Raw genomic sequence first — 20,346 nt, 5'->3', positions numbered from 1 at the left:
ATCTTTTTACTTCAAAAATCATTATGAGACTTCCAAAAAAAACCGACTACATGATTCTTGCTGGTGTAGTCGGGCTGTTTTTAATCCTGGGCCTGATCGCCGGCCTTCAAACCTGCCGACAGATCAAAGGCGCTGTCGAAAAAACAGTAAACAAATCGATTGACAACAAGCTCGAAAATCCATCCATTCCCGTATCAATAACCATCACCGCTCATGATATCGCCACAAAAAAAACCAGCGACTCATTGGAAAACGTTCGTATGCAGCTGCATATGCGTATTGACGCTGCTGGCCAGCCGGCATTGCAGCGCTGGCTCGACAGCCTTTACAACGATCCGGAAGGATACGCTGGTCCGCACCCAAATTGATACGATTCAAAAATTAAGGCCGGTTAGCTACTATCTGAACGAAGAAGGTGCAAGGCGTGCCGCAAGGGCCAAAATCGACGCTGATTATTATTTCGCCCAGTTGAAAAATACCCAGAAGTCGCTCGACAACAGAACCGGGGATCTTTTTAAAACAACGCTGGAACGGGATATTGCCCTGGATCAGATCAAATCTGAAGCGATTGTGATCAAGCGGCTAAAAAAGGAATTGTTCTGGGCAAATTTCTGGAAAACAACCTTCGCCACGGCCAGCGCAGCGCTAACCGCTAAACTTATCTTTTTTTAAACTTTAATAATTTACAGAGAATGAAATTGCAGGGCTTGACAGTGTGTGTGAATTATGCTGATTTCTTTGAGCAAACAGGTAGAGCCAACCTGGGCGTATTTGACAAGTTTGTTGTTGTGACAGATTTGGCCGATACGGAAGTCTCAGCATTGTGTGAGGAGTTTGGATACTTTCTGGTCAAAACGGACGTGTTTTATGAAAACGGCGCTTCCTTTAATAAGTATGCCGGCATAAACGAAGGTTTGAAGCATATTGATGATGATGCCTGGGTCTTATTTGTTGACAGCGATATCGTGTTGCAACCTGATACAAAAAGAGTTTTAACCGAACTCAACCTGGACGAATCGTTTCTTTACGGATTTGACCGGGTAAATTGTGTTGGTTTTGAAAACTGGACAAAATACAAAAACGGGCGCGGCGTATTGGAACATAACTGGATGTTAACATCGGCAGGATTGCCGCTTGGAGCCCGGTTGGTTCATTACTACGGCCATGAAGGCGAAAACGGAAAGTTTGAAGGTTGGCGCCCACTGGGCTTTGCTCAGCTATGCCACAGATCAGCCTTCAAACTGTACCCCCAGGAGTCGAACGGCGCCGATCATTGCGATCTTCTTTTTGCCAGGCTTTGGGATAGAAAACATCGGGCCCATATACCGGAGCTGTTAGGCGTTCACCTGGAATCCCATCAAGCTGATAACGGGGTGAACTGGTATGGAAGAAAATCGGATCCGTTTATTCCGGCAAGGCCGGCTCCACCTGCTGTGCCACCAGGTAGAACAATCAGGGAATGGGAAGTGCCAAGAACCGCATCCCAGGTAATAAACTACTGTGACAAAGAAAAGGACTGTGATCCCCCACGCCGGCCAGAACGACCAATATTTGATGCACCAAGAGATTTTGGTGGGATTGACAGGGATAAGATCATTGGGTTTATTCTCCTGGTTGGAATTGTTATCTATATTATATCGCGGTTCTTCCGGTGTTAAAAGTAAAATGAGCCGACATCGATGTCGGCTCATTTTACTTTTAACTAGCCATAGCTTTTATGTTATCAAAAGCCGTTACCACTCCCCTCTCGTCACCACGTACGTATCTTTCAAGCTCAGCAGCTGATATCCGTCCCATCATAGTTAGAAGTGCATCCCGGACAATACCCAATTCATTGAGGCAATAGTCACAAAACGACGATCGGCCGTGCTTTACGCTTAAGCGCGAATAAATGCGTTGCGCCGGCACAAGCGTTAAGTTGATTTCTGCTGCACAAAATTTCAGCCACAGGTTCATCGTACTGTTGTCGTAGGTTGGAAGTTTTTCCCATCCGCCGTACTTATCAACTATTTCCTTAATCTCTTTAAATTTTTCAATCGGAAGTTTGGCTTCTACACCGGTCTTTTGGCGCGGTTTGGTTATCCATTGCCGGCCATCGATACCGGTGATAATGTATGCATCCGGCTTTTTAAGTATCTGCATCAAATCCTTATAGTGAAAGCCAGTACGGGAATAAAGCACAAACAGATCGGCAACCTCCTGCGCTGTCGGATGGGAAAAAGTATGTTTTTTCCATAAGTTGAGCTGTACAGAATCAACATACTTAGGTTTGATCAGTTTCTCATGTGAAATTTTATAGTCAATCAGAGGGTCAACAAGAATCAGTTTTTTGCGCTTCGCAAAACTTGTTATCTGTTTAATCCCACGGGACGACCGGACGATATAACTCTCCGCGTAATCCTGGTTCTTTGCCCATGCCACGTAACCTTTCATAATATCTTCGTCAAAATCTTCAACCAGAATTTCCTGGATATTATTTTTGATCAGATATCGGAGAACCAGCTGGCGGATATTCTTTAACGTCTTCCTGGAAGACTCAGCAATTTTTGGATTAGCATCGTATTCCTTCTGAAACATTCCGAAAACTGCCATGTATGTGATGCTATCCGGCACCATAAACAACAGCTTTACCTTTTGCGCGGTAATCCCCTGCCCTTTCCGGAGAAGGTCATTGTAAATAGCCCAAGCTCTTGTTTCAATAAGTGCCAGCTGCTCATTCTTAAAATTCGCCAGGTGGTCAGGTCCGGTAACACGCTGCCGGACATTGCACCAATCGGCATTATTGATCTTAATGTTTGTCGATCCAAGCTCCTCCCGGCTTCCGTCGATCGTAATTCGAAAATAAATTGTACTAACATTTTTACTTTTTTGTGAGGGGGTACTGTGTTTCCAAAATAGGACTTCCATTCTGTTTACTTTTCTGCTCATCCGGCTCGTGTGTTAATGAGCGGACGAAATTATATATATGAAGTTTCCGAGAATTGATTGTGCGTACCATTACGTTCTTATACACGTAATTTTACGTAGTGCCACCTGGGCAAAAAAGGTGCCACCGAACGTGATTTTTTCAGATTGGAAATGTTGAGCGAGAAGGCCTTAAAACGAAGAAAGCTACCCTTTTGAGGTAGCTTTCGGTGACAGAAACATCATTTGTGGAGAATATGGGATTCGAACCCATGACCTCTTGCATGCCATGCAAGCACTCTAGCCAACTGAGCTAATCCCCCGGATTGGAGTGCAAAGATGTATGACAGAATCGGGATAACCAAAGAAATGAGAACATTTTAAGTCACTTTTCTGCATTAAAACGGCAAAATATTCATACACAAGACATTAAAAAAGGCGAAGGGGTCGGATTTCCATACTTCGCCTTATATTTATTTTAAAATTACCAGACTACCCCTTGTTTCCGCCGAGCATTTTGGTAAATAACCAGATAACTAATACGATCACAGCAATGACCAGGATGGCTCCCGTCCACATACCGCCTTTGAAAATGCCTCCGATAACTTCACAGCTTGTCAGGCCAACTAATAGAAAAAATACGGTGAGGATGTTGATGTAAGCTTTCATGCGTATAATAATTTAGGTTAATTTATACCTCTGTTATTATAAAAATCATTCCACATAAATCTGCCCGAAATCATCCACACATGCCCTCAATCCATGGGAATGAGGTTTTGCAGATCATTTTGTAAAAGCATTTCAAAAAGCCTCACTGTCGCTGCGGCATCACCTTCTGCGCGGTGACGATTTTCAATAGAAATTTTCAGACTATCGCACAAATTCCCCAGGCTGTACGACTTTAAACCCGGAAATATCTTCCGGCTTAACTGCACCGTGCATAGCAGTTCTCTCTGAAAATACTCATCCAATGCACCAAATTCCTTTTTCAGAAACCCATAATCAAATTTGGCATTGTGGGCTACAAACCAAGCATCAAGCGTCAGTTTCCTTACAGAATCCTGAATTTCAGCAAATGTCGGCGCATCCTGGACCATCAGGTTATCTATACCCGTTAGCCTGGTGATGAATGGCGGAATAAATATTTCAGGATTAATGAGTGAGTGAAAAAAGTCGACGACCTCCACTCCATTGTGGCGAAAAACAGCTATTTCAGTAATGCGGGAATTTCCTCCTCCTCCGGTTGTCTCAATATCAACGATGGCGTACATTACTTTTCAAACATCTGCATAGGTAAACAAATCATGTTATGTGAAGAAAATAAGACTGATCAATTTTAACATCTTCAATTAAAATACAAAAAAACGAAAAAATCCTCGTTTAAGGCGAGGATTTTTTCGAAATATTACGATTGTACTTTTAATATCTTCTATCCTGAAAATTATTCAAGCTGAAACACTACCGGCATATTAAAACGCACGCGAACTGCATTTCCGGATTGGCGCCCCGCTTTCCAGTTCGGCATCAGTTTGATCACACGCTCAGCTTCCTCATCACAGCCAAAACCAATTCCTTTCAAAGTTCTTACATCTTCAATTTTCCCGTCCGCCCCTACAATGAAAGAGATAAAAACTCTTCCCTGAATTCCTGCTTGTGCTGCCTGACGTGGGTATTTTAGATTCTTGCGTAAAAAATCCGCCATCGCTGCGTTGCCACCCATATAGGAGGGAGCTTGTTCAACTGCAACAAAAGTCTCTTCTTTTGGCGCTTCCGTTTCAACCAAATTACCTTTTCCGGCAGGTGCCTCAGGAGCCGGAGGTACAATGTCAGTAATATCGCCACTGCCTTCGATATCTGCCTGTCCCGGAACGGCGTCCTGCAAATCATCGACCGTCGGAGGTGTTATGTCTTCGGGCACCATGTTGTCGGGCAAAACGTCGTAACTCATAAAACGTTTCGTGTTCACTTGTGGCTCCGGTTTGGGCAATTCAACCGGAGGAGGCGGAGGTGTTGCTTCCGGTTTGATATCAACCGTTGATAGCGTCGCTTCAAAGCCAATATCTTCCTTTTTAGGATCCGGCGTCAAACGGGCATACAAATCAGGCAATAACATAACCAGCAAAAAGAAGGTAACGCCGAGCAGCACCGACCGCTGCATCGTACTGTTATAACCTTTTCGCAGCTGATAAGCCCCATAAGACTTATTCCGTCCTTCAAAAACGATGTCATTCAATGTTTTTTCCATGGCTAATAGATGATTATGTTCAACACTCAGTATTTGGAGCGTTTTCGCATCAGCCGTTTCAACAATTCCGTTGAAAGCACGCTCAAACGAATTCCCTTCCCAAAGCTTTTCTTCTGCTTCGCACGCCAGATGGTCGAGGATTTCCGGCAGCAATTCCGGGCTCAGACCACTATTTTTCAAATAATTGCTTAGCAATTCAATTCGGTTTTCTTGAAGGCGTTTCATCTGTAAGTTAGATTAGGGTATTACAGGACTTGAATAAAAACTATTAGCCAGTGGATTAATTATTCTGTCGCCAGACTTTTCGGCGCAAGCAACAACCTGATCGCATCTACAAAACGCTCAAGATCATCCGTTTTAGTACGTGCGGCCTCACTTCCCGGCGTAGTTAATGAATAATATTTTCGCAGACGCCCATCGACCTCCACAGATTCCGTCACAAGAAGCCCTTCCTGTTCCAATTTATGCAAAACCGGATATAAGGCACCAAAGGTAAGTGCAATCGCCCCACCCGTACGCTCCTTCACCTCTTGCGTAATTTCGTAACCGTACATACGCTTCTGTTCAGCGAGTAAATTAAGAACAATGGTTTTTAGCGTACCACGCACATATTCGTTACTTGTTGTGTTCGTATCCATAAGTCAGTTTTTACCTTACAAATATATATAAGTTTTTTATATATACAATAACTAAGATCAAATATTATTAAATCTGTAATATTTGTTTTAAAATTATTCGTCCGTCAGCGGAATAGAACGATTAATACGCTCTTCTAACGAAATAAACGTCTCAGTTCGCTGAATTCCGCTTACTTTTTGAATTTTGTCATGAAGGATTTCTCTCAGGTGGCCTGTATCGCGACAAACAATTTTAATAAAAATACTATAAATACCCGTAGTATAATGAATATTTACCACTTCCGGAATGCGCTCCAATTCCAGTGCTACCTGTTCATACAGAGAGCTCTTATCTAAATAAACTCCTAAAAATGCGCTGATATCCCACCCCAGTTTAGAAGGATCAATCAGTAACTGTGAACCTTTCACTATACCGAGCTGTTCCATCTTCTTCATTCGAACGTGTACGGTACCGCCCGACACAAATACCCGCTTTCCTATCTCTGTATAAGGTAGCGCTGCATTCTCGATCAGTAGGGACAAAATTTTCAAATCAGTACTGTCAATATCTGAATATTTCTGCATAAAGGGGATTTTTGTTGAATTTTTCGCAACTATTTAAAGCAATTTATAAAAATATCGTAAATTTTTCGATTTTTTTATGCAAATATTTTATATTTAAAATTATACCGCTTACTTTTGCAGTGTCATTCCAGGGAAGACAATTTATTTTAAAAACTGGAATCGGCAAAATATCACATTGTAGGGTGATGAAATTGGCAGCCATGCCCTCCTGTCTCGGGGGTGGTGAATCAGGGATAAACACGGTATAATGCCGACGAAAGTCGACTGGGGTGGACCACCAACAGTATTTGTACCGCGGCTAACCTCACCGTGGGTGGTTCGAATCCCCCTCCTACAGCAAAAAAAACTTGACAAGCGATTTTTTTCGTAGTAGTTTTATTTGGTTTTTAGTTTGTTGATGAAGTGTAATTTGACACGCGGGTTCATTTTGAAACCTGCGTGTTTTTTTGTTTTAGGGACAAAAAGCAGCCTCACTGACTTCAAAAGCACTTTTTCGGGTCACAATTCGCGGGGTAGCACATCACCGTTCATGCATAACAGTTAGTTTGCCAAAGCTATTCTTCATAGATCATTTTGCGTGTCATCCCTCCATCGACTACTAAATTAGTTCCAGTTACAAAATTATTTTCAACATTTGTTAAAAATAAACAGGCTCTTGAAATATCGTCCGGCTTACCTACTCTGCCGGCCGGGTGCTGCTGATGATCAGTCGGTTTGAGCTGGTCATAATCTCCCGTTTCTATCCATCCCGGACTTATCGCATTCACCACAATTTTATCAGGCCCCAGCGAAATGGCCATGGCATGGGTCAACGCCAGAATACCGCCTTTCGATGCGGCATAGGCTTCCGTGTCGGGTTCAGACATCAGCGCTCTTGTAGAAGAAATGTTGACAATAGAACCGCCACCATGCGTTCGCATAACCCTGGCCACTTCCCGGCTGCAAATGAATGTACCCCGCAAATTTGTATTCAATACATAATCCCAGTCATCAACGGTCAGCTCGTACGGCGATTTGCTCCGTCCCAAGCCTGCATTATTAATCAGTACATCGATTTTCTGAAAATGAAGTTCAAATGCTGAGACGGCGTCAACGATCTCTTCAGGTTTTGTCAGGTCCACAATCTGCGTAAAAAACTCAGCTCCTATTTCCCTCAGCAAATCTTCCGTTTGCTTCAGCTCCCCGGCATCTCTGTCCAGCAAAGCCAGCTTTGCCCCTTCTTTTCCATAAGCAAGAGCCACGCTGCGGCCAATTCCCTTACCGGCACCCGTAACCATAACAATTTTATTCCTGAACGCACCCATTCGTGTTTATTTTTGTAACGATGGCGTGTAGCCAAAATGAGATTTAAAAAGTCTGGAAAAGTGAGCAATATTCTCAAATCCGGTGGTATAACAAACATCCGTTACCGACATCGTCGTGTTTGTCAGCAATCCTTTCGCCTTTTCAAGTCGCTGCTCTCGGATCCACTGTGAAGGCGGCATATTGTAAATCGTCTGAAAATCCCGTTTAAAACTGGAAAGACTTCTTCCAGATAAATACGCCAGTTCATTTAATGAAACCGGATTAAGCAAATTCTCCTCCACCGTTATCGTGATATTTTTACGGACCACCTGATTGAGCTGTAATAACTGTACCAGCACATTTTTATCCGCATTGGTAAGGTCAAACAACAATTCAAGCAGCTTGATCCTGACAAGATTTTCTTCAATTTTATCCGGCTCGTCAAAATAAGGTTTTAACGACGCTACATACTTTAACAACCTTTCATCCACATCTTTCACAGAAACCGGCACAGATACAAGTTCGTCGATCGCTGTGGATTTAAGCGTCGCCATCCGGATAAATTCCTTCAAAAGATCCTCCTTTAAAAAGAACATCATGTATTCGAGCAAGTTGTCCTTCCCAGGCTCTCCTGTTTTGCAATACTCCACGACAAGCGCCTTTTTGAGCAGCACCATCTGGTTTTTTGCGACCGTATATTCTTCTTTTCCATACCGCACCGTGTATGTCCCTTCTAAAACAAATAATAAAAGATGGTCTTCGAGGAACATCGAACCGGAACGGGCTTCCGTGTGAATGCACGATTCGATCACGGAGAGATCATTAAATTTTAGAATACTTTGATAATACGGCGCAACCGTCAGTCCTTGCGGCACTCTGATTATTCTTGGATCCATTTCAGTTTAGGGATATTCAGTTTAAACAACCAGATGTTTTAATAGTTCGCCACACCCATCCGGAAGCTGACAAACCAGCTCCGCCGCGCATAAATTTCCGGTTTAAAACAAATTTCTTCTATTTACAGAAATTCCGCGAGTAAAATAATTTAAAACATCAGTTACGAAAAGTGAAATCAACAGCCTGTTTTGTTCCTAACCAGGACACAAAAAAGAGACGGCTTACACAACCGTCTCTTTTTCCCATAAACCAATTGAACTCAGGCCATCACATCATCATGATCAGTCCCCGTGATCACATCGTACCATTCCTCAATTTCCTTCGCAAATCGGGCCGTTTTTTCCTGATAACGACTTAATGAATCTTTTCCCAACGGCAAATGAACCGGTGGTTTTTCAGCATTTCCAAGTTTGATAAATGCCTGTGCGAGCTTTTTCGGATCACCCGGCTGCTTCTTATTCGCCTGCGTTGCAAATCTTCTCATTTCGCCAACCGTGCTATCATAATCATCGATGACATTGCCAGTTCGGGTCAGCGAAGTCGAGTCCAGGAACTCTGTTCGGAAAAATCCCGGGGCTACTACTGTGGCATAAATACCAAGTGGCGCGAGTTCGAGTGCCAGCGCTTCGGTAATCCCTTCGACTGCAAATTTGGTTGATCCGTAAATTCCCCAACCGATATAGGCGCTCAAACCGCCAACCGATGAAACGTTGATCACGTGTCCCGACCGCTCCTTACGCATGTAGGGCAGCACCGCGCGGGTCACATTCAGCATCCCAAAAACATTGGCCTCATAATTATCCTTCACCTCTTTATCGGACGCTTCCTCCACCGCACTGAGCAAGCCAAACCCTGCATTGTTAAGTAATACATCAATTTTACCAAATTTTTCAATCGCCTGCCTGGCGGCTTCTTTCGCCTGATCTTCGTTCGAAACATCCAGCAGGGTTACAAACAAATTTGTATTATTATTCAATTGGGCCGTCAGTTGCTCAGGTTTACTGCGAACGGTGGCCACGACTTTGTCTCCTGACTCCAATACTGCTTTTGTGATCTCCAATCCAAAACCTCTTGATGCTCCGGTGATAAACCAAACTTTGTCCTTTTTCATGATCTTGTTTTTTAGATTTTACTTGCTCATTTTGATAAGACAAAGTTGGCGCCCTCCGCCGGTTTTCATTTTTCTAAAAAGCCCAATGTTTTTGATCATTCAGTCCAAAGTATTTTTTCAGGCAAGATCCGGTCAGAATTCGATGCGGTAATTGAAATTCGGGTAAAGACCGGTCTGATACATCGTTTTTATTTTACCCGTCCTCACATCAAAATTCTTTGAAAATATATTTTTCGTGTTGCTCACATTTTGAATATCCAGAAACCATTCCTGAGCCATCCTTTTCCCGTTTTGGCGATACGTCAGCTTTAAATCCGTCCGGAAATACGATTTGAAGCGGTTTTCATAAGAGCGGTCTCTATCGTTGATTTCCCATCCTGTTTCGATGGATTTTTGCAGATCGACAGGAACATATGGCCTGCCGCCTGCAAGGGCTACTTTTACATCAACGGCTACGCTGTGTTTTTCATTAAATTTCCATTCTTTCCCGCCGAGCACATTCGCTACATAACGCCCGTTAAAAGCCGTATTCCGCCAAATTTTATCACTCCCCTGGTATTTGGATTCGTACAGCGAAACGGTCGTCAGAAAGTAATAACCCTTGTTAAAGTTTCTTTCCAGCGTAATTTCGAGGCCGTAATTTTTACCTTTTCCATCATTAACCAGACTGTCCAAGTCCGGCGCAGAAAACGTTGCACCCAGGTTAAGTACAGAAATCGTTGACGGAAACTTTTCAACCGGCACGTTGTATAAGTGCTGATAATACACTTCCGTTTTAAACTTGATATTATCACCGAAATATCGCTCATAACCGCCCACAAACTGATAACTTTTGGTGAGGCCCAAATCCATATTCGTTTGGGTAAAACTCCCATCCGCATTTCTGGTTTTATAAAAATAGAGCTGTATCGGCTGAATCTGGCTATTCATACCCGCGGCAAAAGAAATTGCCTGTCGCGAAGGCAGGTCATAACGGATGCCAAGCCTCGGCTCAACCGCATTTTTTTTGTTCAGATTGAAATACGTAAAATGTAGTCCACCATTGATCGTAAGTTCGTTCAAAGGTTTGTATTGCCATTGTCCATAGGCCTGAAAAAGCTCCGTCCCACCGTTTTCATCTCTCAACCGTCGGTATATTTTATTGCTGTAAGTGCTGTCGAGCAAGTCATAGGACAGCCTGTGAAAATACACACCACCCGAAAACAGATTTTTGGCATTCAGCTTTTTGTTGTAAATACTTGAAAATGTAATCCTCCCCAGACTTGACTTATCCCGATACCGGTTAAAAGGCTGCCGTTCATCATTAAGCGAATCGATCTGCGTTTCAAAAAAAGAACCTGAAACGGCCAGAGACGTTTTGAGAGAAGTCTTTTCGTTGAAATAATGCAGGTAAGACAACCCGGCCACACCCATCTTAGCCTTGTTGACGAGATTGTTGTACGGATCACTGTAAAGGTTGGCCGTATCTTTCAAATCACCCTTAAAAGAGATATCGCTCGTCCCGCCGACCCCATACATACTCCACCGGCTTCCTGCTTTTTTGGTTGGGATGTCAATCTTAAAAGACAAATCCTGGTAGTTTGGCACACTATTGCCCGTTCCCATGCTGATTCCGAGCTTCTGCACAAGGCCCATCACCGAATAGCGGTAGTGAGCCAGATACGTCGCTTTTTTCCCTTTTCTAAATGGCCCTTCTGCCCCGAGTTCAAACCCGTTGAACCCGACCTGCCCGGTATACTCGCGTTTGTCGCGGTTTCCCGTTTTTAGTTGCAGATCAAAAACACCGCTGAGAGCATTTCCATAAGTTGCGGGAAAAGCGCCGGTAAAAAAATCAGACTGGCTTAATACGTTGTTGTTCAAAATCGTGACGGGGCCGCCCGTGGCACCTAACGCCCCATAGTGGCTCGGATTAGGAATATCAATTCCTTCCAGCCGCCACAAAAGCCCGGTTGGAGAATTCCCCCGGATCACGATATCATTGCGGGCATCATTGTTACCGACAACGCCCGCAAAATTGGCTGCCATACGCGAAGGGTCATTCCGGCTTCCGGCAAAGCGGCGGGTATTTTCCACATCAAATGTCCGCGCACTGAGCGTTCCGAATTCGTTATTCAGAACATCCTGATTACGGTTTGCTTTCACCGTTACTTCCTCCGCATTGATCACCTGTTCAACAAGCCGGATTTCAAGATTGACCTCTTTCCCGGCTGTAACCAGTACATTGGGGATAATCTGCTCGCCATAACCCATACTGGTTATCTTCAAAGTCTGACGGCCAAGCGGCACGAGCGGCAGCCGGAAAATACCTTCGGGATCAGACTGCGTGCCCACCAGCGGCTCGCTTCCCAGCAGGATAATATTCGCGCCCGGCAGAGCACTTCCCGACTGTGCATCCAGAATTTTGCCTTTTACGGTATTCGACAAAGTTTGTGACCAGCCTGCGTAAAAACACAGCTGTAACAGAGTAGTTAGTATTATTTTTTTCATGACTATGGAATCGTGTGGACGTAACGTCGCATAGGAAATCATGCGAATCCTTTTTATTTGTACCAATATGGCTTACTTCGGCGAAGTAAATTTCAGATGCGGCGGGTAACGCTTGCGATTATACTTTTCACTTTAAAACCGTCATCTTTTAGTCTGAAAAGTTCACAGCCTTTTTCTGGCTGATAGTTGACAATCAGCTTGTGTGTAATTTCGTCATAGTCCCATTTCAGATTCCTCGACTCGGAATCCGGGAATAATTCCTGCTGGTAACGGGGCACTTCGCAGGCATGGTTACAGGCCATCAGTCCGGGCAGGAAAAGTGAATGAAGAGAGAGCTTTAATGAAGTTTGACTTAACATGGCTATAAAATTTGATAAATTATAAATGCAACGACTTCTGCCTGAGGCAGAGACCTTCCAGTGTACAAATTTTATTTTTATAGAACTGCAATCCAACTTTAATGACTGAACGGTAAAGTGCCCGCAGATTTACAATTTATCAAACTATAAATGAAATACTTAACTAACCAATTTTGGTTAAAAAAGCTTTAATTGTATCTCTGTATCCACGCGTCCATTTTACCTTATGGCCTCCGGTCAGATGCACAATATACTCTCCGTTAAAGTAGGTTTCCAGCTCTGCAATGCAATTGATGTTGATGATATTTGACCGGCTGACACGGATCATCAGCGTCGGATCCAGGCGATTTTCCAGACTGGTCAGGCTTTCGTAGATCGTATACGTTTTCGTAGCGGTAAACAATGAAATGTAATTCCCGTCTGCCCCAAAATGGGTGATATCCTCCACCTTCACCAGGTACATCCGCCCGGCCTCCTTCACCAGAATACGCTGCAAATAATTGCCTTCCTTTTCTTCTTTCTGCTCTTGCAGCAAACGGTTTACAAGTTCTTCAATACGCGGCTGTGCCTGTTGGCTTAACCGCTCTTTCAAGCGCCCCAGCGACTGGTGAAAACGGATTTCGTCGAAAGGTTTCAGCAGATAATCGATCGCGTTCACCTCAAATGCACGCAACGCATATTGGTCGTAAGCCGTGGTAAAAACCACAAAAGGCTGATGATGCGGCCACACCTCCTTCAAAACTTCGAAGCCATCGAGCTCGGGCATCTGGATATCGAGAAATATAATATCGGGTTTATGCTGCAAGATTTTTATCACTGCTTCCGTACCATTAGCAGCCTCGTCCACCACGCGGATCGAAGAATCTCCCCCCAGAAACGTCCGAATTACGTCCCTTGCCAATATCTCATCATCTATAATAAGGCAGCAATATGTCATTGTCTTCCTGAATTTTGGTTTTGGTTTGTGTATGAAAATATAATGTTACCACCGTTCCTCCCTGCGGCGGATGCGAACAAGTCAGGCTTGCATCTTCCCCGTAAGCCTGCTTCAGCCGAAGCAACGTATTTTTGAGGCCAAGTCCGGTCCCGGTTGATGCCTTCCGCTGTTTCTGCCCAATACCGTTATCGATTACTTCCAGTCTCAGATGATCCCCAACGATCTTGCTCGTGATCCTGATCAGGGCGTCCGTAGTCAGGTCTGAAATGCCGTGTGTAAATGAATTCTCGACCAGTGGTTGCAGGATCAATTGCGGCACCGGGCATAACTCCGTTGCCGGATCGATATCGTATTCCACTTTGAGCCGGTCCTGAAACCGGATCTGTTGGATACCCAGGTATTGCTGCGTCAGCCGGAGTTCCTCCTGCAACGGAATAAAATCAGCTTTCTGATTCACCAGCACAGCCCTCAGCAGGTCACTTAACGTGGTGATCATCAGCGTAGCCTTTCTGATATCATTTTTAATCATCAGGCTGACGACGGCATGTAACGTATTGAAAAGAAAATGCGGATTCAGCTGCATTTTCAATGATTGCAGCTGTGCCGTGGCAAGCTGGCCCCGGAGCTGTTCGTTGGTTAGCTCCGTTTCAAAATGTTGCTGCCTCAATGCCTGATAACGGTAGATGTATGAAACCTTGTTAAATCCCACAACCAGCAGCATATACTGCCCGAATGCAGCGGGATACGCCATGAAAAGTGAAAATATATAACTTTCCGCAGATACCTCCCGGCCAATCACCGCAAACATGATCGGATTGGTAATAAAATAATGGAAGAAATTTAGAAAAGTGATCAGAAAAGTCAGGATCAGCAGATGTAACGTGATCTGCCGGAATAACCGTTTCCGACGGTCTTTGAAAACGATAGGTATTTTTAACGAGGCATACAGAATGAGCGGCGTGGTCCCCCACCAGAACAGTCCGTCGAGAAGCCAGATAAAGGTTTCATAATAACGCATCGTCAAACCATCGCGGAGCAGCCACAACATCGTGAGCTGGCCGAAAGTGATCACCGCAAAAATACTCCAGTAACAAAGAGCATACTTCCAGAACTGACCAACCGTGAGCGGCAACCGGGATTGATGAAGTAAACGTTGAACAAAGTGCATAGGACGCACGGTTAGGGTGTCTTTTAATTTTATTTAAAGTTTTAAAATTTATCCCGCAAGACCAATTAAAAATGATTGAAGCTGAATAAATTAGATTTTAAGACAAAACTAAAACCCGGCAGTTATTTACTTTAAATATTTTATCCAGACTGCCCCGATTATTATTTAAAACCTTTGCCGGGCCTGGAGAACCTGATGCCGTTTTGCCGGTCAGTCATTTTTATATGGTAAATGAACCGGTTGTCACAATCTGTTGTCTTATTTACAGTATAACCTGTTACTTTTGCCAGCGCTGTTTCATGGTTTGAGTCAGTTTAATAACAATAAAGTAATATCCCGGAATAGAATCCGGCCAGGCACAATTAGTCCTCTGATACAATGAAGCGAATAAAATGGTTAATCCTGGTATTAATCATCATCCAAATATATTTCCCGGCGGGTGCAACAGCGGCAGAAAAAGAAAAGAAAGAAGGCCCCAGCGGGTTTTTCCTGACCGGAAACCGCAAGCAAGACCGCATTCCGTTTAAATTCCGCTCGAACCTGATTATTGTCCCCATACAAATTAACGGCTCAGACACGCTGAATTTTATCCTCGATACGGGTGTCGGCAATACGATTATTACCGACCCGACGGTACTCGATAAAAGCAAGCTTGATCTCAAACGCAAACTGATGATCGAAGGACTTGGTGAAGGGAAGATGATCAGCGGACATACCGCGATCGGAAACTCCCTGTCGATGCAGCATATGCAGGTTAACCAGCACAACATGCTGATTCTGGACGAACCGATCACCACGTTATCGGGGTATGCCGGCATGCCGATTCATGGCATTATTGGTTATGAAATCTTCAACAGCTTTGTTGTAACGCTGGATTTTGGCAAAAAGGAATTAACACTGACCGCTCCGTCCAAATATAAGTACAGTACTAAAAAGGGGGATAAACTGCCCATTTTGATAGAAAACACCAAACCTTATCTATTGGCAGATACCAGGGTGACCGGAAGAGATTACAAAGATCTGAGGTTTATGATCGATACCGGAGCCGGAAATGCTCTGCTGATCGATCACTCCTCCAAGAAAGAAATCCCAATGCCTGCCGCGGTTATACAGCCCCGGGAAGGACTGGGCCTTAATGGCGTGGTGAAAGGAAGTATGGGCAGAATCGATGGTATAAAGTTGGGCACTTATGATCTGAAAAATGTGCTGGCCTCCTTTCCGGACAGCCTCGCTTTTGGCATGAAAATGACTGACCGTAACGACCGCAACGGAAGTATTGGCTGTGAATTATTGCGGCGTTTCAAAGTAACTTTTAATTATTCGCAGCATTACCTGGTGCTGAGGCCGATAAAAACCCGGATGAAAGAAAGTTTTGAATACAACATGAGCGGACTTGACATCCTGGCGGCCGGAGAAAAGCTCGATTCGTATTTCATAGACCACGTAAACGAAAACTCCCCGGGCGCCAGAGCTGGCCTGAAAAAAGGGGATCAGATCCTCTACATCGACGGAACTTCTGTGAAAGACATGAATATCAGCGAGGTATATCAGCTCATGAAAAAGGGAGATGGAAAAGGCCTTGACGTGATGGTGATGCGGGATAAAAAGAGCTTCTTCGCGATGGTTAAACTTCAACGGATCATCTGATTGTTTTGAAAAAATTAATTAGCTTGGGGTTTGATCACTGACTTTGATCCTGTAACACATCAAACCTGACTAAAATGATTTTCAAAAACATGCGATCACACACTTTGAACAGGGTTTATTTATTCATTTTATTGGGCGCTCTGCTTGCGTCCTGTTCACAAAAAGAAAAAAAACTGCCGGAAGTCGCGGTGCGGGATACCACTATTACCGTCGAAAACTCTTTCACGGAATTGTTCGTGGATAGTGTTACCTTAAACCGTTTTGTAAAAACCACGGAAAACGATAGCATCGCGAACCAGATCCAGAGTTTTTACAACCACAGAAACTATCAGTTTGCATGGTTTTTCCCGGACGGGCTAGCCGATTTTGTCCCTACATTTCTGGGTTTGCAAAATGACTACATCCATTATTCGGGAGACAGCTCGCTATACAATGCTGCATTGGTTTCAAGAATAGATTCCCTGAAACAGCTAAAAAAAATAAACCCGAAAGATACCTCGATCGTCAATACCGAACTCTTGCTGACGGAGCAGTTTTTTAAGTATGCCAGCCGGGCCTATTCCGGAGACCACCGCATTAATATTCAAGAACTTAACTGGTATATTCCGCGTAAAAAAATCAATACAGAAGCGTTTCTGGACTCGCTTTTAAAGAACAAGGCGCAGAATCTGTCTGCCTATGAGCCGGTTAACCGCCAATATAATTTATTGAAAGAAAACCTGCTGAAATACTACCAGATACGGAAAGACCAGACCTGGGATTCACTGGCGCCGGATAAGAAAAAATATAAGGAGGGAAACAGTTACGCTATTGTTCCGGAGATTAAACAGCGGCTTTTTGCCCTCGGCGATTTGCCGGAAGCCGACACCTCCGACCTACTGGACACTTCATTGACCCAGGCCGTAAAACGTTTTCAGACGCGTTTCGGACTAAAACAGGATGGACAGATCGGCGCCGCTTTTTTCCGCGAGATCAACGTGCCGATCCAGGAGCGTATTCAACAGATTCTGATCAACATGGAGCGTATTCGCTGGGTCCCGGCCACACCGACTACGGATTATTTGCTGGTCAATATCCCTGAGTACAAACTCCACGTGTATGAAGACGGCAACCTGTCTTTCAGTATGAATGTGGTGGTAGGCTCTGAGGCGCACAACACGGTAATATTTTCGGGAACGCTTAACCAGATCGTTTTCAGCCCCTACTGGAACGTGCCGCCGAGCATATTAAAAAACGAAATTTTGCCCGGTATCAAACGCCGGCCGAATTATCTGGCCAAACACAACATGGAATGGAACGGCAATGCAGTCCGTCAAAAACCAGGTCCTAAAAATTCACTCGGTCTGGTGAAGTTCCTCTTTCCGAATAGTTACAACATTTATCTGCACGATACACCTTCCAAAAACCTGTTTGGCGAGTCCAGCAGGGCATTTAGCCATGGCTGTATCCGCCTTTCAGAACCCAAAAGACTGGCAGAATTCCTGCTCCGGAAGGATAGCACCTGGACGGAACAAAAGATCACCGATGCCATGAACCTGGGAAAAGAAAAGTACGTGCGCCTGCGCGGAAAAGCTGAGATTCCTGTGTTTATCGGCTATTTCACAGCCTGGGTCGATCAGAATGGTTTACTGAATTTCAGGAAAGACATTTATGGCCACGATAAGAAAATGGCTGAAAGACTGTTTAGTACAGGCACTGAGGCCGTGGCTTTGAAGAATTGAACGAATATAAAGAAACCGGCCCGAAGCCGGTTTCTTTATATATCAGAACAAGTTTGAAACTTGAAAAAGTTACAAACCGAATTGTAACACATTATATTTTTCCGCGACACCGTTCGTTAACACCTCCTGAACCGTGGCTGCATTTCCGGAAAAAGGCCCGGAAGATTCTATTTTCAACGTCGCCATGGCAGCCCCGTATTCTCCTGATTCCTGAATATCTCCGCCTTTTATTTTTTTGGTCAGATAACCCGCCATGTAAGTATCCCCGCAGCCTGTTGCATCCACAATTGCCGAAGGTTTGTAAGCCGGAATTTCATGAAACACACCGTCTTTAAAGATCAGCGAACCACGGCTTCCCAACGTAATGATTACCTCCTGCACACCCAGATCAGCCAGATAACGAGCGCCTTGCTGCACATCCGACCAACCGGTTACCACTTCCATTTCATGCTCATTGGCCTTTAAAATAGACACATAAGGTAACGCTTCCTTTTTGTCTGCCCAGTCGTGATAGATCACTTTCTTGTTTTCAACAGAACGAAGAAGCCCCTGAACATCAAGAGAAACCATCCCTTTTAACGAGAGGAAACGAATGAGATCAACCGAAATATCATCAGACAACAATGGGCCGAGGTGATAAATTTTTGCATCAACAGCCGGCATCACAGAAATCCCGAACGGAGCTGCTTTTTGCAGCACATTTTGTTCGCGATAATCCTGATTTTCGCTGTAAATATTTTCAAAATAAACGGAGTGTTCGCTCGGCAACGCATGAACCGTAATCCCATCAGCATTCAGGCTGCTGACAACGCCCATTTCGCTTTGCGCTAATGCCGTCACCAACACATAGTTAATATCAAATTGTTGAATTGCCTTCGAAAAATAAAAGGAAGTCCCGCCAGGCATGTGTTTCACAGACTTGGTCGTTACTACTTTATCCAGCGTTATATGACCTATCGTACAGATATCGTACATGATTGTAGAAATAATCGATGTTAACAAAATTAATTTTATAACAGATCAAAAAATCAATGCCAAGTTTAATGTTAACCCAATTTTTCTTTTCTGTTACCTCAGTATTACGGTCTGACCGCAGCTACATCTTTAGCCAACAACATTGGATTTGTTATAGTTCTTGAAATTGTTCAAATCCGTTACCAACCCGATAATTTTTTACAAAATTTGTTTTAGGATTATTCTCATACAACAAAAAACGGCAGATTTCTCTGCCGTTTTTTTATTCTTTCAACAGAACCCCGAGGTCCTTGATCAGCTTCTCTGTCCCCTCCTGCGTGGTGCCGTCGTACATACCGCGGATATGCCGGTCCTTATCGATCAGCACAAAAGCACCGCTGTGAATATACCCACCCGCCTGGCTTGAATCCTCCATGGCACTCACCATGTAATGTTTCTGCCCGATGTCATAAATCTTCTCGCGATCGCCCGTGACAAACTGCCACATATTTCCCGTTATCCCCAGATCCGTCGCATACTGTTTTAAAATCTCCGGCGTATCATGCTCAGGATCGATCGTATGCGAAAGAATTCCAACGTCCGGATTGTCCTTAAATTCCTTGTACACCGTCAGCATGTTCTTTTTCATGATCGGGCAGATGGTAGGGCAAGTCACAAAAAAGAAGTCAGCCACATAAACCTTGTTCTTAAAATCTTTTTCGGTAATCGTCTGCTTATCCTGATTTGTAAACGAAAAGTCAGGAATGGTCGGATAAATCGTCTCTTCCGTCTCCTTCCCGTCCACCACTTTTTTGACCACCTCGGGTTCTCCGAAATAATTCAGCTTTTTAGTCTGACAACCGGCACTTGTTGCGGTCATTATCGCCATGAGCCATATCCATTGTATTTTCATATCACTTCTTCGTTTTTTCAACAAACTGGTTTGCATCAGCAATGCTCTTGTCCATAAGTACCCTTACGTTTTCTATTTTTTTCTTTTGATCTGCCACATAAGCACTCGCTGCCGTTTTTTCGAGAGATTTCAACGTGTCAAATTTGAACTGATGCATCCAGTCCATCATCGCCTTATCCGCACTGTCCAGTTGCCCGTGCAGCTTTTGTGCTTCATCTTTTCTTGTTGTCAGCAAGTTCGACGACTTGATTTTAATCAGACTATCCGTCATTTTAATATCGTCGCCAAGTTGCTTTTTCAGATCCATCACCTTGTCCATATGCGGCATGATGCTGTCATGAATCGCCAGCATTTCCTGTGTCTGGGCATCCAGAGGCGTTTTTTCATCATTATGCTCATGTCCTCCGTGGCCCTCTTTTTTCTCACCGGCACCATTGCAGGCATATAAAAACGAAATGGTCAGGGCGGCTAAAATGTACTTCTTCATAGTAGAATATTAATTGTAATGGTAAATAAT

Annotated in this window: 21 protein-coding genes and 1 tRNA gene; 5 read left to right on the top strand and 17 right to left on the bottom strand. The window is 44.0% G+C overall.

What is annotated here, in order from left to right; genetic code table 11:
• Positions 1-23: 23 nt before the first annotated feature.
• From M1L62_RS23700 to M1L62_RS23690, 3 genes are read left to right on the top strand one after another with little or no spacing between them, the layout of a single operon-like run.
• On the top strand, positions 24-368 hold the full coding sequence (locus M1L62_RS23700) for a hypothetical protein (protein ID WP_254562124.1): 345 nt from the start codon (positions 24-26) through the stop codon (positions 366-368).
• On the top strand, positions 280-672 hold the full coding sequence (locus M1L62_RS23695) for a hypothetical protein (protein ID WP_254562123.1): 393 nt from the start codon (positions 280-282) through the stop codon (positions 670-672). The genes M1L62_RS23700 and M1L62_RS23695 overlap by 89 nt, the downstream gene beginning before the upstream one ends.
• 20 nt (positions 673-692) lie before the next feature.
• Positions 693-1,658, top strand: coding sequence for a glycosyltransferase (locus tag M1L62_RS23690; protein WP_254562122.1), 966 nt, complete (start codon positions 693-695; stop codon positions 1,656-1,658).
• 40 nt (positions 1,659-1,698) lie between these two features.
• Here the strand turns inward: M1L62_RS23690 and M1L62_RS23685 are convergent, their stop codons facing one another.
• The 14 genes from M1L62_RS23685 to M1L62_RS23620 form a co-directional block, all read right to left on the bottom strand.
• Positions 1,699-2,928, bottom strand: coding sequence for a site-specific integrase (locus M1L62_RS23685; protein WP_254562121.1), 1,230 nt, complete (start codon positions 2,926-2,928; stop codon positions 1,699-1,701).
• Positions 2,929-3,153: 225 nt separating this feature from the next.
• Positions 3,154-3,227, bottom strand: a tRNA-Ala gene (locus tag M1L62_RS23680).
• 169 nt (positions 3,228-3,396) lie between these two features.
• Positions 3,397-3,573, bottom strand: coding sequence for a hypothetical protein (locus M1L62_RS23675; protein ID WP_254562120.1), 177 nt, complete (start codon positions 3,571-3,573; stop codon positions 3,397-3,399).
• Between the two features lie 86 nt (positions 3,574-3,659).
• Positions 3,660-4,175, bottom strand: a complete 516-nt coding sequence (locus M1L62_RS23670) for a 3'-5' exonuclease (protein ID WP_254562119.1) — start codon at positions 4,173-4,175, stop codon at positions 3,660-3,662.
• 170 nt (positions 4,176-4,345) lie between these two features.
• Complete coding sequence (locus M1L62_RS23665) at positions 4,346-5,374, bottom strand: energy transducer TonB (protein WP_254562118.1); 1,029 nt, start codon at positions 5,372-5,374, stop codon at positions 4,346-4,348.
• 59 nt (positions 5,375-5,433) lie between these two features.
• A complete protein-coding gene (locus tag M1L62_RS23660) occupies positions 5,434-5,787 on the bottom strand; it encodes a PadR family transcriptional regulator (RefSeq protein ID WP_254562117.1) in 354 nt (117 codons plus the stop codon).
• Positions 5,788-5,880: 93 nt separating this feature from the next.
• Positions 5,881-6,351 (bottom strand): Lrp/AsnC ligand binding domain-containing protein, encoded by a 471-nt coding sequence (locus M1L62_RS23655; protein WP_254562116.1) that lies wholly within the window; start codon positions 6,349-6,351, stop codon positions 5,881-5,883.
• Positions 6,352-6,905: 554 nt separating this feature from the next.
• A complete protein-coding gene (locus M1L62_RS23650; RefSeq protein ID WP_254562115.1) occupies positions 6,906-7,655 on the bottom strand; it encodes an SDR family NAD(P)-dependent oxidoreductase in 750 nt (249 codons plus the stop codon).
• Between the two features lie 6 nt (positions 7,656-7,661).
• On the bottom strand, positions 7,662-8,531 hold the full coding sequence (locus M1L62_RS23645) for an AraC family transcriptional regulator (protein ID WP_254562114.1): 870 nt from the start codon (positions 8,529-8,531) through the stop codon (positions 7,662-7,664).
• 260 nt (positions 8,532-8,791) lie between these two features.
• Positions 8,792-9,643, bottom strand: a complete 852-nt coding sequence (locus M1L62_RS23640; protein WP_254562113.1) for an oxidoreductase — start codon at positions 9,641-9,643, stop codon at positions 8,792-8,794.
• Positions 9,644-9,775: 132 nt separating this feature from the next.
• Positions 9,776-12,130, bottom strand: a complete 2,355-nt coding sequence (locus M1L62_RS23635) for a TonB-dependent receptor (protein ID WP_254562112.1) — start codon at positions 12,128-12,130, stop codon at positions 9,776-9,778.
• 92 nt (positions 12,131-12,222) lie between these two features.
• A complete protein-coding gene (locus tag M1L62_RS23630) occupies positions 12,223-12,489 on the bottom strand; it encodes a hypothetical protein (RefSeq protein WP_254562111.1) in 267 nt (88 codons plus the stop codon).
• A gap of 163 nt (positions 12,490-12,652) precedes the next feature.
• Entirely contained in the window at positions 12,653-13,426 is a 774-nt protein-coding gene (locus M1L62_RS23625) for a LytR/AlgR family response regulator transcription factor (protein WP_254562110.1), read from the bottom strand.
• Entirely contained in the window at positions 13,398-14,594 is a 1,197-nt protein-coding gene (locus M1L62_RS23620) for a sensor histidine kinase (RefSeq protein ID WP_254562109.1), read from the bottom strand. Before M1L62_RS23620 ends, M1L62_RS23625 begins: the two co-directional genes overlap by 29 nt.
• Before the next feature lie 378 nt (positions 14,595-14,972).
• Here M1L62_RS23620 and M1L62_RS23615 point away from each other — a divergent pair, with 378 nt between their 5' ends.
• Together M1L62_RS23615 and M1L62_RS23610 are read left to right on the top strand one after the other, a co-directional pair.
• Positions 14,973-16,241: an aspartyl protease family protein gene (locus M1L62_RS23615; protein ID WP_254562108.1), complete on the top strand. Its 1,269-nt coding sequence runs from the start codon at positions 14,973-14,975 to the stop codon at positions 16,239-16,241.
• An 89-nt stretch (positions 16,242-16,330) separates the two neighbouring features.
• Positions 16,331-17,962: a L,D-transpeptidase family protein gene (locus M1L62_RS23610; protein WP_254562107.1), complete on the top strand. Its 1,632-nt coding sequence runs from the start codon at positions 16,331-16,333 to the stop codon at positions 17,960-17,962.
• Between the two features lie 69 nt (positions 17,963-18,031).
• Here M1L62_RS23610 and M1L62_RS23605 read toward each other — a convergent pair whose 3' ends face one another.
• From M1L62_RS23605 to M1L62_RS23595, 3 genes are all read right to left on the bottom strand, one after another.
• Complete coding sequence (locus M1L62_RS23605; protein ID WP_254562106.1) at positions 18,032-18,937, bottom strand: PfkB family carbohydrate kinase; 906 nt, start codon at positions 18,935-18,937, stop codon at positions 18,032-18,034.
• Positions 18,938-19,199: 262 nt separating this feature from the next.
• Complete coding sequence (locus tag M1L62_RS23600; RefSeq protein ID WP_254562105.1) at positions 19,200-19,829, bottom strand: SCO family protein; 630 nt, start codon at positions 19,827-19,829, stop codon at positions 19,200-19,202.
• Between the two features lies 1 nt (position 19,830).
• Positions 19,831-20,316, bottom strand: coding sequence for a viral A-type inclusion protein (locus M1L62_RS23595; protein ID WP_254562104.1), 486 nt, complete (start codon positions 20,314-20,316; stop codon positions 19,831-19,833).
• Positions 20,317-20,346: the final 30 nt, after the last annotated feature.

The organism is Dyadobacter diqingensis, assembly GCF_024220585.1.
Taxonomy (GTDB): Bacteria; Bacteroidota; Bacteroidia; order Cytophagales; family Spirosomataceae; genus Dyadobacter; species Dyadobacter diqingensis.
The sequence above is the reverse complement of the archived record's forward strand: the minus strand, read 5'-3'. Positions and strand labels throughout refer to the sequence as shown.

What these genes read in the sequence shown, in the direction of transcription:
- M1L62_RS23700 (WP_254562124.1), top strand. Translation starts at nt 24, where the DNA reads ATGAGACTTCCAAAAAAAACCGACTACATGATTCTTGCTGGTGTAGTC.
- M1L62_RS23690 (WP_254562122.1), top strand. Translation starts at nt 693, where the DNA reads ATGAAATTGCAGGGCTTGACAGTGTGTGTGAATTATGCTGATTTCTTT.
- M1L62_RS23685 (WP_254562121.1), bottom strand. Translation starts at nt 2,928, where the DNA reads ATGAGCAGAAAAGTAAACAGAATGGAAGTCCTATTTTGGAAACACAGT.
- M1L62_RS23675 (WP_254562120.1), bottom strand. Translation starts at nt 3,573, where the DNA reads ATGAAAGCTTACATCAACATCCTCACCGTATTTTTTCTATTAGTTGGC.
- M1L62_RS23670 (WP_254562119.1), bottom strand. Translation starts at nt 4,175, where the DNA reads ATGTACGCCATCGTTGATATTGAGACAACCGGAGGAGGAGGAAATTCC.
- M1L62_RS23665 (WP_254562118.1), bottom strand. Translation starts at nt 5,374, where the DNA reads ATGAAACGCCTTCAAGAAAACCGAATTGAATTGCTAAGCAATTATTTG.
- M1L62_RS23660 (WP_254562117.1), bottom strand. Translation starts at nt 5,787, where the DNA reads ATGGATACGAACACAACAAGTAACGAATATGTGCGTGGTACGCTAAAA.
- M1L62_RS23655 (WP_254562116.1), bottom strand. Translation starts at nt 6,351, where the DNA reads ATGCAGAAATATTCAGATATTGACAGTACTGATTTGAAAATTTTGTCC.
- M1L62_RS23650 (WP_254562115.1), bottom strand. Translation starts at nt 7,655, where the DNA reads ATGGGTGCGTTCAGGAATAAAATTGTTATGGTTACGGGTGCCGGTAAG.
- M1L62_RS23645 (WP_254562114.1), bottom strand. Translation starts at nt 8,531, where the DNA reads ATGGATCCAAGAATAATCAGAGTGCCGCAAGGACTGACGGTTGCGCCG.
- M1L62_RS23640 (WP_254562113.1), bottom strand. Translation starts at nt 9,643, where the DNA reads ATGAAAAAGGACAAAGTTTGGTTTATCACCGGAGCATCAAGAGGTTTT.
- M1L62_RS23635 (WP_254562112.1), bottom strand. Translation starts at nt 12,130, where the DNA reads ATGAAAAAAATAATACTAACTACTCTGTTACAGCTGTGTTTTTACGCA.
- M1L62_RS23630 (WP_254562111.1), bottom strand. Translation starts at nt 12,489, where the DNA reads ATGTTAAGTCAAACTTCATTAAAGCTCTCTCTTCATTCACTTTTCCTG.
- M1L62_RS23625 (WP_254562110.1), bottom strand. Translation starts at nt 13,426, where the DNA reads ATGACATATTGCTGCCTTATTATAGATGATGAGATATTGGCAAGGGAC.
- M1L62_RS23620 (WP_254562109.1), bottom strand. Translation starts at nt 14,594, where the DNA reads ATGCACTTTGTTCAACGTTTACTTCATCAATCCCGGTTGCCGCTCACG.
- M1L62_RS23615 (WP_254562108.1), top strand. Translation starts at nt 14,973, where the DNA reads ATGAAGCGAATAAAATGGTTAATCCTGGTATTAATCATCATCCAAATA.
- M1L62_RS23610 (WP_254562107.1), top strand. Translation starts at nt 16,331, where the DNA reads ATGCGATCACACACTTTGAACAGGGTTTATTTATTCATTTTATTGGGC.
- M1L62_RS23605 (WP_254562106.1), bottom strand. Translation starts at nt 18,937, where the DNA reads ATGTACGATATCTGTACGATAGGTCATATAACGCTGGATAAAGTAGTA.
- M1L62_RS23600 (WP_254562105.1), bottom strand. Translation starts at nt 19,829, where the DNA reads ATGAAAATACAATGGATATGGCTCATGGCGATAATGACCGCAACAAGT.
- M1L62_RS23595 (WP_254562104.1), bottom strand. Translation starts at nt 20,316, where the DNA reads ATGAAGAAGTACATTTTAGCCGCCCTGACCATTTCGTTTTTATATGCC.